At 36.9% G+C, this 12780-nt stretch carries 14 protein-coding genes; 7 read left to right on the top strand and 7 right to left on the bottom strand.

Annotated features, from left to right (window positions below):
- Nucleotides 1-27: 27 nt before the first annotated feature.
- The gene (gene petB, locus CWATDRAFT_RS11470) at nucleotides 28-696 is read right to left on the bottom strand and encodes a cytochrome b6 (protein ID WP_007305153.1); all 669 of its coding nucleotides are present in this window, start codon (nucleotides 694-696) and stop codon (nucleotides 28-30) included.
- A 307-nt stretch (nucleotides 697-1003) separates the two neighbouring features.
- Here petB and CWATDRAFT_RS11460 point away from each other — a divergent pair, with 307 nt between their 5' ends.
- Nucleotides 1004-1570, top strand: coding sequence for a shikimate kinase (locus CWATDRAFT_RS11460; protein WP_007305202.1), 567 nt, complete (start codon nucleotides 1004-1006; stop codon nucleotides 1568-1570).
- Nucleotides 1571-1665: 95 nt separating this feature from the next.
- On the top strand, nucleotides 1666-2061 hold the full coding sequence (locus tag CWATDRAFT_RS11455; protein ID WP_007305203.1) for a hypothetical protein: 396 nt from the start codon (nucleotides 1666-1668) through the stop codon (nucleotides 2059-2061).
- A 2-nt stretch (nucleotides 2062-2063) separates the two neighbouring features.
- Here CWATDRAFT_RS11455 and CWATDRAFT_RS11450 read toward each other — a convergent pair whose 3' ends face one another.
- Nucleotides 2064-2654 carry a chromophore lyase CpcT/CpeT gene (locus tag CWATDRAFT_RS11450; RefSeq protein WP_007305152.1) on the bottom strand — a complete coding sequence of 197 codons (591 nt, stop codon included), beginning with the start codon at nucleotides 2652-2654 and terminating at the stop codon, nucleotides 2064-2066.
- 259 nt (nucleotides 2655-2913) lie between these two features.
- On the opposite strand from CWATDRAFT_RS11450, the gene CWATDRAFT_RS11445 reads away from it, so the two are divergent.
- Entirely contained in the window at nucleotides 2914-4047 is a 1134-nt protein-coding gene (locus tag CWATDRAFT_RS11445; protein ID WP_007305204.1) for a quinone-dependent dihydroorotate dehydrogenase, read from the top strand.
- Nucleotides 4048-4093: 46 nt separating this feature from the next.
- Here CWATDRAFT_RS11445 and CWATDRAFT_RS11440 read toward each other — a convergent pair whose 3' ends face one another.
- From CWATDRAFT_RS11440 to CWATDRAFT_RS11435, 3 genes are all read right to left on the bottom strand, one after another.
- Nucleotides 4094-4345: a hypothetical protein gene (locus CWATDRAFT_RS11440; RefSeq protein ID WP_007305151.1), complete on the bottom strand. Its 252-nt coding sequence runs from the start codon at nucleotides 4343-4345 to the stop codon at nucleotides 4094-4096.
- Between the two features lie 74 nt (nucleotides 4346-4419).
- Nucleotides 4420-4572, bottom strand: a complete 153-nt coding sequence (locus CWATDRAFT_RS37200; protein ID WP_157134070.1) for a hypothetical protein — start codon at nucleotides 4570-4572, stop codon at nucleotides 4420-4422.
- 86 nt (nucleotides 4573-4658) lie between these two features.
- The gene (locus CWATDRAFT_RS11435) at nucleotides 4659-6956 is read right to left on the bottom strand and encodes a PAS domain-containing sensor histidine kinase (protein ID WP_157134069.1); all 2298 of its coding nucleotides are present in this window, start codon (nucleotides 6954-6956) and stop codon (nucleotides 4659-4661) included.
- 373 nt (nucleotides 6957-7329) lie between these two features.
- Between CWATDRAFT_RS11435 and CWATDRAFT_RS11430 the strand changes: the two genes are divergently transcribed.
- Entirely contained in the window at nucleotides 7330-7716 is a 387-nt protein-coding gene (locus tag CWATDRAFT_RS11430) for a rhodanese-like domain-containing protein (protein ID WP_007305205.1), read from the top strand.
- A gap of 87 nt (nucleotides 7717-7803) precedes the next feature.
- Here the strand turns inward: CWATDRAFT_RS11430 and CWATDRAFT_RS11425 are convergent, their stop codons facing one another.
- Nucleotides 7804-8997, bottom strand: coding sequence for a serpin family protein (locus CWATDRAFT_RS11425; protein ID WP_232287077.1), 1194 nt, complete (start codon nucleotides 8995-8997; stop codon nucleotides 7804-7806).
- Between the two features lie 371 nt (nucleotides 8998-9368).
- Between CWATDRAFT_RS11425 and CWATDRAFT_RS11420 the strand changes: the two genes are divergently transcribed.
- Nucleotides 9369-10019 (top strand): MotA/TolQ/ExbB proton channel family protein, encoded by a 651-nt coding sequence (locus CWATDRAFT_RS11420; protein ID WP_232287079.1) that lies wholly within the window; start codon nucleotides 9369-9371, stop codon nucleotides 10017-10019.
- 33 nt (nucleotides 10020-10052) lie between these two features.
- Nucleotides 10053-10727 (top strand): ExbD/TolR family protein, encoded by a 675-nt coding sequence (locus tag CWATDRAFT_RS11415; protein ID WP_007305207.1) that lies wholly within the window; start codon nucleotides 10053-10055, stop codon nucleotides 10725-10727.
- 69 nt (nucleotides 10728-10796) lie between these two features.
- On the opposite strand, the gene CWATDRAFT_RS11410 is transcribed toward CWATDRAFT_RS11415, so the two are convergent.
- On the bottom strand, nucleotides 10797-11189 hold the full coding sequence (locus tag CWATDRAFT_RS11410; protein WP_007305148.1) for a hypothetical protein: 393 nt from the start codon (nucleotides 11187-11189) through the stop codon (nucleotides 10797-10799).
- Nucleotides 11190-11407: 218 nt separating this feature from the next.
- On the opposite strand from CWATDRAFT_RS11410, the gene CWATDRAFT_RS11405 reads away from it, so the two are divergent.
- Nucleotides 11408-12658, top strand: a complete 1251-nt coding sequence (locus CWATDRAFT_RS11405; protein WP_007305208.1) for a vWA domain-containing protein — start codon at nucleotides 11408-11410, stop codon at nucleotides 12656-12658.
- The last annotated feature ends 122 nt before the right edge of the window (nucleotides 12659-12780 follow it).

The raw sequence follows: 12780 nt of genomic DNA, 5'->3' as shown, positions 1-12780 counted from the left end.
ATCACCATTATTCAATTTAGATGCGCTTTACAAAGGACCAGAAATGCCTTGCTTACGAATCATTAAGAAGTGGGCTAACATGAATACTGCAATTAACCAGGGAAAAACGAAGGTATGGAGACTGTAGAAACGGGTTAAGGTTGCTTGTCCAACACTTTGACCACCTCTGAGCAGTTCGACCATTTGATCCCCAACTACGGGAATAGCAGCAGGAACACCGGAAACGATTTTAACCGCCCAGTAACCAACTTGGTCCCAAGGTAAAGAGTATCCTGTTACTCCGAAAGAAACGGTAATAACCGCTAAGATAACACCTGTCATCCAGGTTAACTCACGGGGCTTTTTGAAGCCACCTGTTAGATAAACACGGAAAACATGGAGGATCATCATCAATACCATCATACTAGCTGACCAGCGATGGATAGAACGGATCAACCAGCCGAAGTTTACCTCATTCATAATATATTGAACAGAAGCAAAAGCGTCGGTAACTGTTGGTTTGTAGTAGAAGGTCATGGCAAACCCAGTGGCAAATTGAACTATAAAGCACACTAGAGTAATTCCACCAAGACAGTAGAAAATATTAACGTGGGGGGGAACGTATTTAGTGGTGATATCGTCGGAGATTGCTTGAATTTCTAGACGATCGTTAAACCATTTATAAACTGGTGAATCTGTAACTTGTTTAGAGAACATTGAGACTGTAATCCGCTATCGAATTAAGGATGGATAATTTGATGGTATTGATAGTTTACTATGCCGTCGCCTGTTCTAAACTTTTCCAATTAGGGTGGAGAGCAGAACAGGGAGTATACCTTAATAGAAAATTTAGCACAATCTCTCTCTGGTTTCAAAGGCAAATCTGGGGAGTGTGGGGTGATGGGGAGTGTGGGGTGTGGGGTGATGGGGTGATGGGGTGACGGGGTGACGGGGTGACGGGGTGACGGGGTGACTTACAATGGATAATGATTAGACCAAAATTCCTAAATTCTCAATTCTGACAATGACTATGCAGCAGTTACTTCAAGGGGTTAATGTATTTTTGGTGGGTATGATGGGAACGGGAAAAACAACGGTGGGGCAAAATTTAGCTCAGCGTTTAAACTACCGTTTTTTTGATAGTGATGTGTTAGTTGAAAAAGTGACAGGACAAACTATTAATGACATTTTTGCTACCCAAGGAGAAGAGACGTTTCGCCAGCTTGAAACTCAGGTTCTTTCCGAATTAGCTTCTTGTACCAAAAGTGTTATTGCTACGGGAGGTGGCAGCGTTTTAAAGCCTAAAAATTGGAGTTATTTACATCATGGTTTAATTGTTTGGTTGGATGTTTCTCTTCCTATTCTAACCCAACGTTTAGCTAAGGATACAACTCGTCCCCTTTTACAAACAACAGATTTAAGTTTGAAGTTACAATCTTTATCAGAGCAACGTAACCCCTTATATGCTCAAAGTGATTTACGAATTATTATTGATAGAGAGCAAACTGCTGATGATACGGTTGAGCAAATTTTAGAACTAATACCTACCGTTATTAAAACTAAGTCAGAAATTTCTCAAGAATTTAACTAATTTTGATAATCCGTTTCCGTAATTTTAGCGATGTCTATCCTTACCCTAAACGATTAGGATCGCAATGAATACTTATTGAAGGATAGGCAAATTTTATGAAGCCGTTTTTAACAACAGGAAGAATTATTGTTTCTTCCTTACTCGGAGCAACACTAATTATCAGTAATGTCAACGCTGCTCCTGATTGCTATGGTGTTGATCAAGGTGGTAATTCCCTCGATTTATCTGGGTTATGTTCTCCTCCATCTAACTCTAATCCTGCTCCTTCTACTCCTGTTGATTCTAGCCCAACACCCGAAGAAACAACAGATTTAAACAATAATAAAGAGCCGGAAACATCTGCTAGGGAAGACATAGAAAAAGACATCCAGTCTTGTTTTAGTAGTTCTGCTTGTACCCAAACCATGGGGGGAGGAGGTGAACCGGAAAAAACTCCCCATCAAATAAGGATTGATCAAGTTATGAATGGAGGCAGACTTAATCAAAATTAAGGTTAAAATTCAACTTCATCGGCAAAACTTTGGCGGCGTTTAAAGTTAAATGCACCGGCCACCGATCCCCAAACTAACTCATCTGTAACCGGATCATAGCCTCGATCTAAACTGATTAATTTTTGGTCATCTATTTCAAAACTGTTATCTAAATAAGTTTCTTTACCTTTACGAAATACTAGGCAATTTTTCCCTGGTTTAACTACCCCTTTAAAACTATTTCCAGTCCAGTCTATAAACATATCACACCCCTGCATTAATTCAAGGTCATCAGGGGTTATTTTTTTGAGTTTTTCTCGATCACGGGCTGCTCCTAAAAAGCCTTCTTTTTCTTTAAGTTTATAATTTTCTAATTCCATTCTGCCTTCAACAATTTTTAGTCTTAATACTCGCACCCGATAAGGTTGATCCAAAGCGTAATCATAAGCTTGTTCTAAGAATAAGCTAGGTTCGGGAAAATTAGTGATGGGTAAAGGACGAATACAAACCCTAATATGAGCATAAAAAGGAGGATTTTCAAAAGCTTGTTCTTGATTACTAAAATCAGCACACATCCAACGGGCTAGGGCTTTTATATCGGTTGCATGAGCCATAATACTTATTATATTTAAAAGGCAAAAAAGTTGATACCACCCCCATTGTATCTCGAAGGGTCAATAAATATCAAATTGATAATGAAACTCTGTTCATTTTAAATTATATTTACTCATGGTTTTTTGAACTCAACCGCATAGTCTGGAGTAGTCTTTATTATTAAAGACAAAAATTAATCTATAATTAATAGTTTTTCTAAACAGATAGGGTTATGCTAATTGTGGGTTTCCTATTCTGAACAAAATAATAAGATTGATAATGTTTAACTTTGCCCAACCCTTGTATCCTTTTGTCCTAAGAGTAGCTCGAAATAATCCAGAAAATGCCCATCAACAACTCTTAAAAACTCTTCATAGTTTGGACGAAAATCGTCACACAGTTTGGGGACGATGGCTATTATCTAATTTCGAGGGTTCTTTTCGTTTTGAAGATGATCGTCTCCAGCAAAAGTTATGGGGGTTAACCTTTAAAACCCCTGTGGGTTTAGCGGCCGGCTGTGATAAGGACGGTTTGGGGGCTGGTATCTGGGGTCATTTAGGGTTTGGATTTGCTGAAATTGGGGCTGTAACCCTTCATGGTCAGCCTGGCAACCCAAAACCGCGTTTATTTCGTTTACCCAAGGATAAAGGGGCTTTAAATCGTTTAGGTGCTAATAATCAGGGTTCTGAAATAATTACCCAAACTTTAGCCCAAACCTGGCAGAGGCAACCCCGTCAAATTCCCATAGGAATTAATTTGTGTAAGTCGAAAATTACCCCATTAGATAAAGCAGCTTCGGACTATGTGGGCAGTTTCTCCTATCTTGTGGATTATGCAGATTATTTTGTGGTCAATGTTAGTTCTCCCAATACCCCTGGACTGCGATCGCTACAAGCTGGGGAACAACTAAACGTTATTTTACACGAATTACAATCGGTTAATCAAGGGAAAAAACCTCTCTTTGTCAAGATTTCTCCTGACTTAAATTGGGAAGGAATTAAGCTCATTATTGACTTAGCTAAAACCTACGATTTAGCTGGAATTATTGCTACAAATACCACTATTAAACGGGAGGGCTTAAAGACAAAAATTTTGGAAAAAACTGGTCATCCTATGGAAGAAGAAGCGGGTGGAATTAGCGGCCAGCCGCTTCGTCAACGTTCCACGGAAGTTATTCGATTTATTTATGAGCAAACCCAAGGCAGTTTACCCATTATTGGGGTAGGGGGTATTTTTTCCCCTGAAGATGCGTGGGAAAAGATCACAGCCGGAGCGAGCCTCTTACAATTATATACTGGTTGGATTTATGGGGGACCTTGGTGTATTCCTACTATTGGTCAGGGTTTAATTAAACAGTTAGAAAAATATAAATTATCTCATATTTCTCAAGCGGTGGGGATGGATATAAACTAATAATTACCTCTCCTTAAAAGGAGAGGATTTTAACAAAATTAATCAATTATGAATGTGCTTTCTTGGCTTCAGAATGATTTCTCATATCATGTTCTTTATAAGCTTTTGCTGAGGCTTTTATCCAAATTGTAGCCGCAACAGAAAAGGGAACAACCATCACCATAAATCCTGTAATTAAAGGATGTCCACGACCAAAAGGGTTATTCATTAAGAAGGCAATGATTAAGCCACAATAAAGCAATCCTAATAAGGGTAATCCAATTACTAATACAGCAAATTGTGTGTCTTTATCCATCATTCAATTCCTCATTCTTGAGCAAACTTATCTATAACTTACATACTAATCCAATTTTATCTCAGTTTAGGGTTTTACTAGAATTGATTTAATAAAGTATTTCTTAATTCTGGAAACTGATCAATCAGTTGTGAAAGGGTTTCTAAGTCTAATTCCTCTAAAGCTTTGCTAATTTCTTTAGCATAATTTAATAATTCAAGAGATTGATAGGTTTGTCCCCAGTCTAGCAATAAAGAAATAAAGTTTTTAATTTCTCTAGTTGATAAGGTTTGTTGAAGTTTTGGCCAAGATTTTTCCTGATAATCATAGAGTCTTTCTAAGAGTTCTGATAATTGCTCAAGACTAATTTTTTTTGCTGACCAATATTTTTTTGTTCTTGAGTAGTTAACTGTGTTTCGGTTATTAAGTTGAGAGCTTTTTGATTAGAAAGTTGAATAATATTTAGGTGGGGTAGTGTGACAGTAATGGTAGTACCTTTTTCTAGCTCACTTTCTAGTTTTAGGTTTCCTTCTAGGAGTTGTATCATTTTTTGGGTTAGGGTTAAACCTAGTCCTATTCCCTCGTACTCTCGGTTAGTTTCTTGGGAAACTTGAGTAAATCTATCAAAAATAATTTTTTGTTTTTCCTGAGAAATACCAATTCCTGTATCTTTTATTCTAATAACGATAGAACAGTTTTCTTGACGAGTTTTGAGATCGCTTTGAAAATAATTAGCCCAAACATCAACTTTCACGGAACCTAGTTTAGTGAATTTGATAGCATTACTGAGCAAATTATTAATTATTTGGTACAGTTTAAGCTTATCAAATTCTAATATATCTGGTATATTCTTGTTAAGATTAACAATTAATTTTATATTTTTCTGGTTTGCTTTCTCACTAAACTTGTAATAAATCTGTCTAATTATTTCTGTTAGGTTAACAGTTTCAGATTCTACTTTTACTATTCCTGATTCTAGTCTAATTAACTCAAAAATATCATTTATTAATGCCAGTAAATTATTGCTGCTAAAAATAATAGATTGAAGATGATTTACATTTTCTGGATCGATAATTTTTTGACTAAGTAAATCAGAGAATCCCAAAATTGCATTTAAGGGAGTTCTAATTTCGTGACTCATATTAGCTAAAAAATTTGTCTTAGCTTTATTAGCTGCCTCTGCTTGTTTGCTTTTTTCTTGTAATTGTATATTTTGTTGATTTAACTTTTCTAATTGTTTTTTATTTTCCGCCAGTAGGTTCGCTTGAGCAATAGCAATTCCTAATTGAGAGGCAACTGCTTCAATTAATTTTATATCTTTTGGCTGCCAGTTATGAATTTTATCGTATTGATGTAATTCAATTACACCATTAATATTTTGCTTATAGGACGTTCTTATCGTTAAGAGAGATTTTATATTTTCTGCTTGCAATAAATGCTGATTAGATATCAGTAAAGGTTCCTCCTCAATCTTATTAATTACTACTGCTTTATCCTCATCTATGATTCTTTTGAGATAAGAATCATCCTTATCTAACTGATTCAAAAAGTCATAATGCCTTATATTTTTATTAATATTTGTACCAATTAGATTTAGTTGAAACTGATCATCTCCAATATAAGTATAAATCAAACAACTATCTATCTTCATTTTTATGGCAAGAATATGAGCAGTATTATTTAAAATAGTTTCTATCTCTAAACTAGCTCTAATTTTCTTGGTGATTGTTTGTAAAAGGATAGTCTGCTTTAATTCTTCTCTAAGACAGATTTCTATATTTTTTTTCTGGGTAATATCCTCAGCAATTCCAGCGATTCGATAGGCTTGATTTTCAATATTTTTAATCAAAAAACCGCGATGGTGTATCCAGTAAATTTGATTGTCAGAACTTAAGATACGATATTCTAAGTAAAAGGTTCCCTCTTGGTTAATTAAAAAATTTTCCAATACTCTATCAAAGAAAGATACATCTTGAGGATAAATAGAATTTTTCCATTGATTGATATCTAGATACAAACTTTCACAAGTTTTACCCCAAATCTTTTCATAAGCTGGACTTACATAAATAATCTCTCGAAAATTGATATCAGTCATCCAAAAGACTTCATTAATATTATTCGCTAATTGCTGAAACTTTTCTTCAGAACTTTTCAGAGAAATTTCAGCCCGAATACGATCTTTAATGTTTAGAGATATTTTTTTGTTTATTTTCCAAACAAAGGTTAAGACAGTAAGATTAATCAAAAAAAGGACTAAATATAATTTTCTCAGGGATTGAATATGACTAGAAGCGGTATTTTCTGAGGCAAAAGTTGCATCATTGGTTACTATCCAAAAATCTTCACTTATTTGTAAGAGTTGTTGCTTTGTGGATTTCCCTTCTCTAAATGCTATTATTTCTGCTTTTAAATCTGTCCATTTTTCTTGAACAATACTAATTTTAACTTGAAAAATTTTATTTTTGACTAGGGGAAGATCAAGGGTTTTATCTCCTTTGATTAATCCCTGAATAATAGCATTTATTTTTTCAATTTCTTGATCTTTTGGATAATTACTTAACTCATTTTTAACCAGCTTTTGACTTGCTCCTCTGACAATTCCAGAAAAGTTGACAACCCTGCCATATTTGGTCATTTGATAGCTTTGGAAAGATAGTAAACAAAGATTAACTACAGCAAAAACCAAAAGAATAATCACAATTTGCTTGAGTTGTTTGACAATTTCCATTATAATTAAGCGATAATAGCTCTTGAATAATTAACGATACCCTCGGTACAAGGATAGGTTTTAAATATAATGTCTCATGACAGGAAAAATGTAGGGTAATTCTTATCCAAGGTTTTGCCTGAAAAGAATTATGAAGACGATAAGATTATAGTCTGGGAATAGCTAGGGATAAGTAGTCTTAGTTTAATTGTAGATTGAAATGAATAAACTGTAACCAGAGAATTTCCATAATTGTTAAAATTAGATGGATACTCATCACTAAGTATTATAAACTATAATTTTGAGAACAACAAATTTTAGTGACTTTACTTTGTCAGGATCTCAAAATGAAATCATAGATGTTAGATCAGAAAATGAGTTTGCTGAGGATCATATTCCTGGGGCAATTAATTTACCTGTTCTTAATAATCAAGAACGCAAGAAAGTGGGTACAATTTATAAACAAGTATCTCCCTTTGAAGCTAAAAAAATTGGAGCATCCTTAATCTTCAATAATATTTCTCAACAAATAAATCAACACTTTATCAATAAAGATCCTTGTTATTCTCCTTTAATCTATTACTGGAGAGGAGGACAAAGCTCCCAAAGTTTAGGGTTTATTCTAGATCAAATTGGTTGGGCAGTCACTGTTTTAAAAGGAGGATATAAGAGCTATCGCTACGAATAAAAAAAATTAAATTATCGGATTTAAACTTAGATAATTTTCTAGAGAGTTTGCCTAAGTTTGATGACAGTAAGAACTAAAAATATAACTTTAAGGTTCATAAATCATTCCCATAAATAAAACATTTCCTGTGTCATTATCCCTAATAATAGACAAGAAAGGACGGTCAATAGTTAAAGAAAATTCTTCTTTTGTATTATCCATGGATGCTTTTTTGATTAATAAATCATCTTCGGGAGGAGAGGTAACACCCTCTTCATTAATGACTAAAATAGTTTGATGTTTCATGCCACTGATATAAGTAGGATGAGAACTTAGCTGAGAAAATTCCGCTTTGTCGGGATCAAACATGGTTGAATAACCCAACTCTTTTAAAGCATTTGTCAAGTTTAGTTCATCCTTTAACTGTGAGCGAGGTAATTCCAATACTCCTTGACGTTTCCGAAATTTAGATAATAGTTTTCTTGACTTTTTAGCCGTAATTTCTTCGAGAATTGTCGGTAAATCGCTTTCTGGTTTTGGCAGGAATAAATATAAACTAAAGCGTCCGTTAGCGTAAGGAAGTTCTGCGGCCTGTAGTTGAGGGGTTTCTAAGTATTTATAAGTTCCTTTACGGGACATAAAAGGGTAATTTTTAACCGACTGATTCTTTAGATAAAAAGGTTTATCCCGGGTTAAATCCCTATCAAATCCCATTTCCCATAGTCCCTGAAAAGTAGCAGTATTAATGAGAAAAAGAACATCATCAGCCTGAGTAGAATCCATAATTTTCCGAACCTGCCCTTGGGTTTCTTCCTTCACCCAACGGTTCATAATTCCTCCAGCTTCAGAACTAGAAAAATCTAAGTTAGATATCTTAGCCTGATAATACTTGCGACTATTTTTACGAAATTGATAACGAAAAGAAAACCCCTCTTTTGCCCAGAGAGAATTAGTGACAATTAAGCTATTATAAAGTCCGTGAGTGTTTAAGTCATTGTATAGGGTTTGATTAGCACGGTTGAGGGTATTAGCATTGATGTTTCTCAAGGCCAGTCCTTGAGCAATTTCTTTTTGAGTGGTTCCTGTTGCCCCATTGTAGAGCATGGATAATGTCAGGGCAATACTGGTGGGAGAAATTAAGATATTTTCGTTTTTTTGACTTTTTGTGAGCGTAGAGAACAACTTAAAGCCAAATCGTACTTGTGCATCGACTAAATGTCTTTCTTGAAGAGTCCGTTGGGGAAAAACAATTCTGGGGGAAACTTCTCGTAACCCTTTAACGTCTTTGAATATGGCGGTCATATCTGTTTTTGAAACAGCAATTAAACCACTCAAACAACAGAGAATTGAGAGAAAGCTTAAGGCAGCTTTCGTGTTTTTTAGAGTCCTCATCACCATCTATCCTATTTGCAATACAGAAATGTTCATTGTGGTTAGGGTTAAAAGTCCAATAACTCCAAGTACGGATACCAATGTCATAACTATTAGGGTTTTTCCGTTTGTATTTGAACAATATTTTCTTCTTTGGGGATATAATTGATTGCTAAACAAGAATCTCATAAATTGTAAATAAATCATTACAACTGTTAATATGTTTCTCCACGAGGAGCAAGCAACGGAGGTTAAGCAAAACTGTGAATATCCAAGAAATTATGACAAAAGGTGGACCGGCAATGTGGCCACTACTTATTTTGTCCGTATTAGCATTGAGTACCATTATTGAACGTTCTGTGTTTTGGATACAGTTTCTACTCAAAGAAAGAAAAATTGTCAATCGAGTGCTAGAAATGGCGGCTCATAACTGGGATGCTGCCCCGAAAGTGGCTAGAGAAAATAATAAGCACCCCATGGGGAGTTTCCTCTATGGCCCCCTGAGATTAATTAATCCTGACCCAGAAGTTTTCCATTTAGCTCTAGAATCCTCGGCCGATGACGAACTGGCCTTGATGAAAAGAGGGGACAAAGTGTTAGAAGCAGTGATTGCTCTATCTCCCCTACTCGGACTACTCGGGACGGTTTTGGGTTTGATTACCTCTTTAGGAGATATCCAAATTAGCGATCTTGGCACTTCCTCAACCACAGGTGTTACTCTGGGTATCGGGGAGGCACTTATTTCAACTGCGACGGGATTGATTGTTGCCATCATAAGTTTGACTTTTTATCGCCTTTTTCAGTCCCTTTGGTCGAATCAGGTAAGGGTCTTTCGTAAAGCTGGCAGTGAGTTAGAAGTGATTTATCGTCAACGCTGGTCAGACAGCAACGGCGATCCTTCCGTCCTTTCCGCCAATACTCCTTCAAAGTTTACAGAAACTTTTGATGAATAAGCATAATATACTCATTTTTTTAAATATTGACCTATGACTGCTCGTAAAGCTCCACAGAAAAAATCCCCATCATCTTCGGTTTATTCTCGACCGTTGAAGTTATGGCAAGACGCTTCCTCTCCCCAAGAAGTACGCATCGAAATTTTACCCATGATCGATGTCATATTCTGTATTTTGACATTTTTCATATTGGGTGCGGTGGGATTGTCCCGTCAGCAGGCCATCAGTTTAGATTTACCCAAAGCCGGCTCAGGAACCCCCCAAATGCGGGAAATGTTGGTGGTGAGTTTGGATGATTTTGGTCAAGTTTATGTCGAAAAGCAATTAGTCACTCGTAATCAATTATTCAATCAGATTAAGAGCTATCATCAATTAAACCCCCAAGGTTTAATGGTGCTTCATGCTTCTAGAAACGCCACTTATAACGAGGTGATCCAACTTTTAGATATGTTACGAGAAGTAGGGGGCGATCGCGTTGCCTTGGCCACGTTACCTGGGGAAAACGAAGCAAGTCCTAGTTCTTGGAATGATCCGAGTTTGACCCCTTTACCATCCCAAAATAGTTTGCCTGGAGGCTATCCCAATAATTTTCCTCCAACCCGTCCCAATAATCCTGCTAACGGGTTAGGTAATTATCCGACTAATCCTTTACTCCCTTCTCAACCCAACGGGGCAGCTATTCCTCAAACCACTCTGCCTAATAATTAACCTTTGCTTTCATCAAAGGCTCATCACTTAACTCTATTTCTCGCCCCTTTTCCTTCCTACTTTGATAAATCAAGGCATCATCCGACAAGCTAGTAGTTGTTCTTCTAAGGCCGCAATGCGATTATAAGCGGCTGTCAGTTGTGCGGTTAATCGTCTAACCTGAAGATCGGTGGTTAATAAAGGTTCTTCTTCAGGGGCGATTAGAGTGTGAGTGTCACTATCATCTAGTAAAATATCTTTATGGTCCATTACTGACTGATAGTGGTTGGTTCTCGGCAAACTGGGAGAAACCGAAGGAGACACGCTCGCTATAGAATGGGGTTGCGTCGGTAACTTTTCGTTAACCACCGCTTCACTATGTAGGTGAGATGACCCCATCTGTAGGCTAAGCTGTTCAACAATATGATTAAGTTGTGTAACTTGTTGATTAAGTTCATTAATTTGTTGTTGTAGCCCATCCATAAGAATGCCCATCACTAAAAAACTGTGCTACTTCTAATCCTAGAATTGCCTGAGACAGATGGTTAGAGATTCCTGATTCATTTAACGATTACTTTACTACTGCTTCACAAAAGGATCGTACTAGAAAAAATTTTTAAATAATTTGTAGATGATGATTTATCCTTGAATAAAAGGCTATTCAATCCCATAAAACCCTGGTCTAGTGTGCAGAACCGATTATGAAAGTTAACTTAAAAAGTGCCTTAAACGATAGTCATATTGATGCTAATCAAAGCAACAGTCAACGACAAGTTGCTATCTCTCTTTCTGCTGTCAGTGAGAGTAGCGATCGCAGTCTCCCTTTAAATTTGGGCTTAATTTTAGACCATAGTGGCTCGATGTCAGGGAAACCAATGAAAACGGTTAAAGAAGCGGCTTCCTATTTAGTGGAAGGTCTAGGACCCGATGATCGCCTCTCTGTAGTAGCCTTTGACCATCGGGCAAAAGTGATTGTTCCCAACCAACCCGTGGATGAGATAGATGGGGTTAAAGATGCGATCGCATCTCTCAAAGCAGAAGGGGGAACTTCTATCGATGAGGGGATGAAGTTAGGGATCAAACAGGTTGCTTTGGGGAAAGAAGATCGGGTTTCTCAAATCTTTTTATTAACCGATGGGGAAAATGAACACGGTGATAACGAACGTTGTTTAAAATTAGCCCAGGTTGCAGGAGAATACAATATTACCCTCAATACTCTCGGGTTTGGCAACCATTGGAATCAAGATGTTTTAGAAAGTATTGCCGACTCAGTAGGGGGAACTCTCTGTTATATCGAACAACCAGAACAAGCATTAACGGAGTTTAGCCGCCTCTTTACCCGTATGCAGTCCGTGGGGTTAACCAATGCTTATCTTTGCTTAGAATTGACTACAGAGGTACGTCTGGCAGAATTTAAACCGGTGGCCCAAGTGGAACCGGAAACCGTAGAATTAAACGCCCAACAGGAAGGCAACACCTATATTGTGCGTTTGGGGGACTTAATGACGGATAATGCACGGGTGATCCTGGTTAACCTCTATTTGAGTCAATTGTCTCCAGTGAATCATACTATCGGTACAGTACAAGTGCGTTATGACGATCCTGCTTTATCTCAAACCGCTTTATTATCGGAGAAAATTCCTCTAACCGTAGAAGTGCAAGGGGTATATGAGGCCAAAGTTGATAGTAACGTCCAGAAATCTATCTTAACCTTAGCTAAATATCGTCAAACCCAGTTAGCCGAAGCCAAGTTAAATAAAGGCGATCGTCAGGGGGCAGCTACATTATTACAAACAGCAGCTAAAACCGCTTTACAATTAGGAGATAAAAGCGCAGCCACAGTTTTGCAAACCAACGCCACTCAGTTACAAGCAGGGGAAGAACTTAGCGAAGCGCAACGGAAGAAAACTCGTATTGTTTCTAAAACTGTTTTGCAGAGTGATCAAGAGTGAGGCATCTTGATCAAATCCTTGGCGACTAAAGTATCTATTTGATCAATAACCAAACTAATACCTATATGTCGCTAAAATTAAATCAGGGAAAACATCTATGACGAGTCGGTTAGAAATTGAAT

It is taken from the genome of Crocosphaera watsonii WH 8501, assembly GCF_000167195.1.
GTDB classification, from domain to species: domain Bacteria; phylum Cyanobacteriota; class Cyanobacteriia; order Cyanobacteriales; family Microcystaceae; genus Crocosphaera; species Crocosphaera watsonii.
This window is presented reverse-complemented; position numbering and strand designations above follow the sequence as displayed.

Excerpts from the sequence above, each read along its gene's own strand:
- CWATDRAFT_RS11410 (WP_007305148.1), bottom strand. The coding sequence starts at position 11,189 with ATGGATGGGCTACAACAACAAATTAATGAACTTAATCAACAAGTTACA.
- CWATDRAFT_RS11455 (WP_007305203.1), top strand. The coding sequence starts at position 1,666 with ATGAAGCCGTTTTTAACAACAGGAAGAATTATTGTTTCTTCCTTACTC.
- petB (WP_007305153.1), bottom strand. The coding sequence starts at position 696 with ATGTTCTCTAAACAAGTTACAGATTCACCAGTTTATAAATGGTTTAAC.
- CWATDRAFT_RS11445 (WP_007305204.1), top strand. The coding sequence starts at position 2,914 with ATGTTTAACTTTGCCCAACCCTTGTATCCTTTTGTCCTAAGAGTAGCT.
- CWATDRAFT_RS11405 (WP_007305208.1), top strand. The coding sequence starts at position 11,408 with ATGAAAGTTAACTTAAAAAGTGCCTTAAACGATAGTCATATTGATGCT.
- CWATDRAFT_RS11440 (WP_007305151.1), bottom strand. The coding sequence starts at position 4,345 with ATGATGGATAAAGACACACAATTTGCTGTATTAGTAATTGGATTACCC.
- CWATDRAFT_RS11420 (WP_232287079.1), top strand. The coding sequence starts at position 9,369 with ATGTGGCCACTACTTATTTTGTCCGTATTAGCATTGAGTACCATTATT.
- CWATDRAFT_RS11450 (WP_007305152.1), bottom strand. The coding sequence starts at position 2,654 with ATGGCTCATGCAACCGATATAAAAGCCCTAGCCCGTTGGATGTGTGCT.
- CWATDRAFT_RS11425 (WP_232287077.1), bottom strand. The coding sequence starts at position 8,997 with ATGACCGCCATATTCAAAGACGTTAAAGGGTTACGAGAAGTTTCCCCC.
- CWATDRAFT_RS11415 (WP_007305207.1), top strand. The coding sequence starts at position 10,053 with ATGACTGCTCGTAAAGCTCCACAGAAAAAATCCCCATCATCTTCGGTT.
- CWATDRAFT_RS11435 (WP_157134069.1), bottom strand. The coding sequence starts at position 6,956 with ATGACCAAATATGGCAGGGTTGTCAACTTTTCTGGAATTGTCAGAGGA.
- CWATDRAFT_RS11460 (WP_007305202.1), top strand. The coding sequence starts at position 1,004 with ATGACTATGCAGCAGTTACTTCAAGGGGTTAATGTATTTTTGGTGGGT.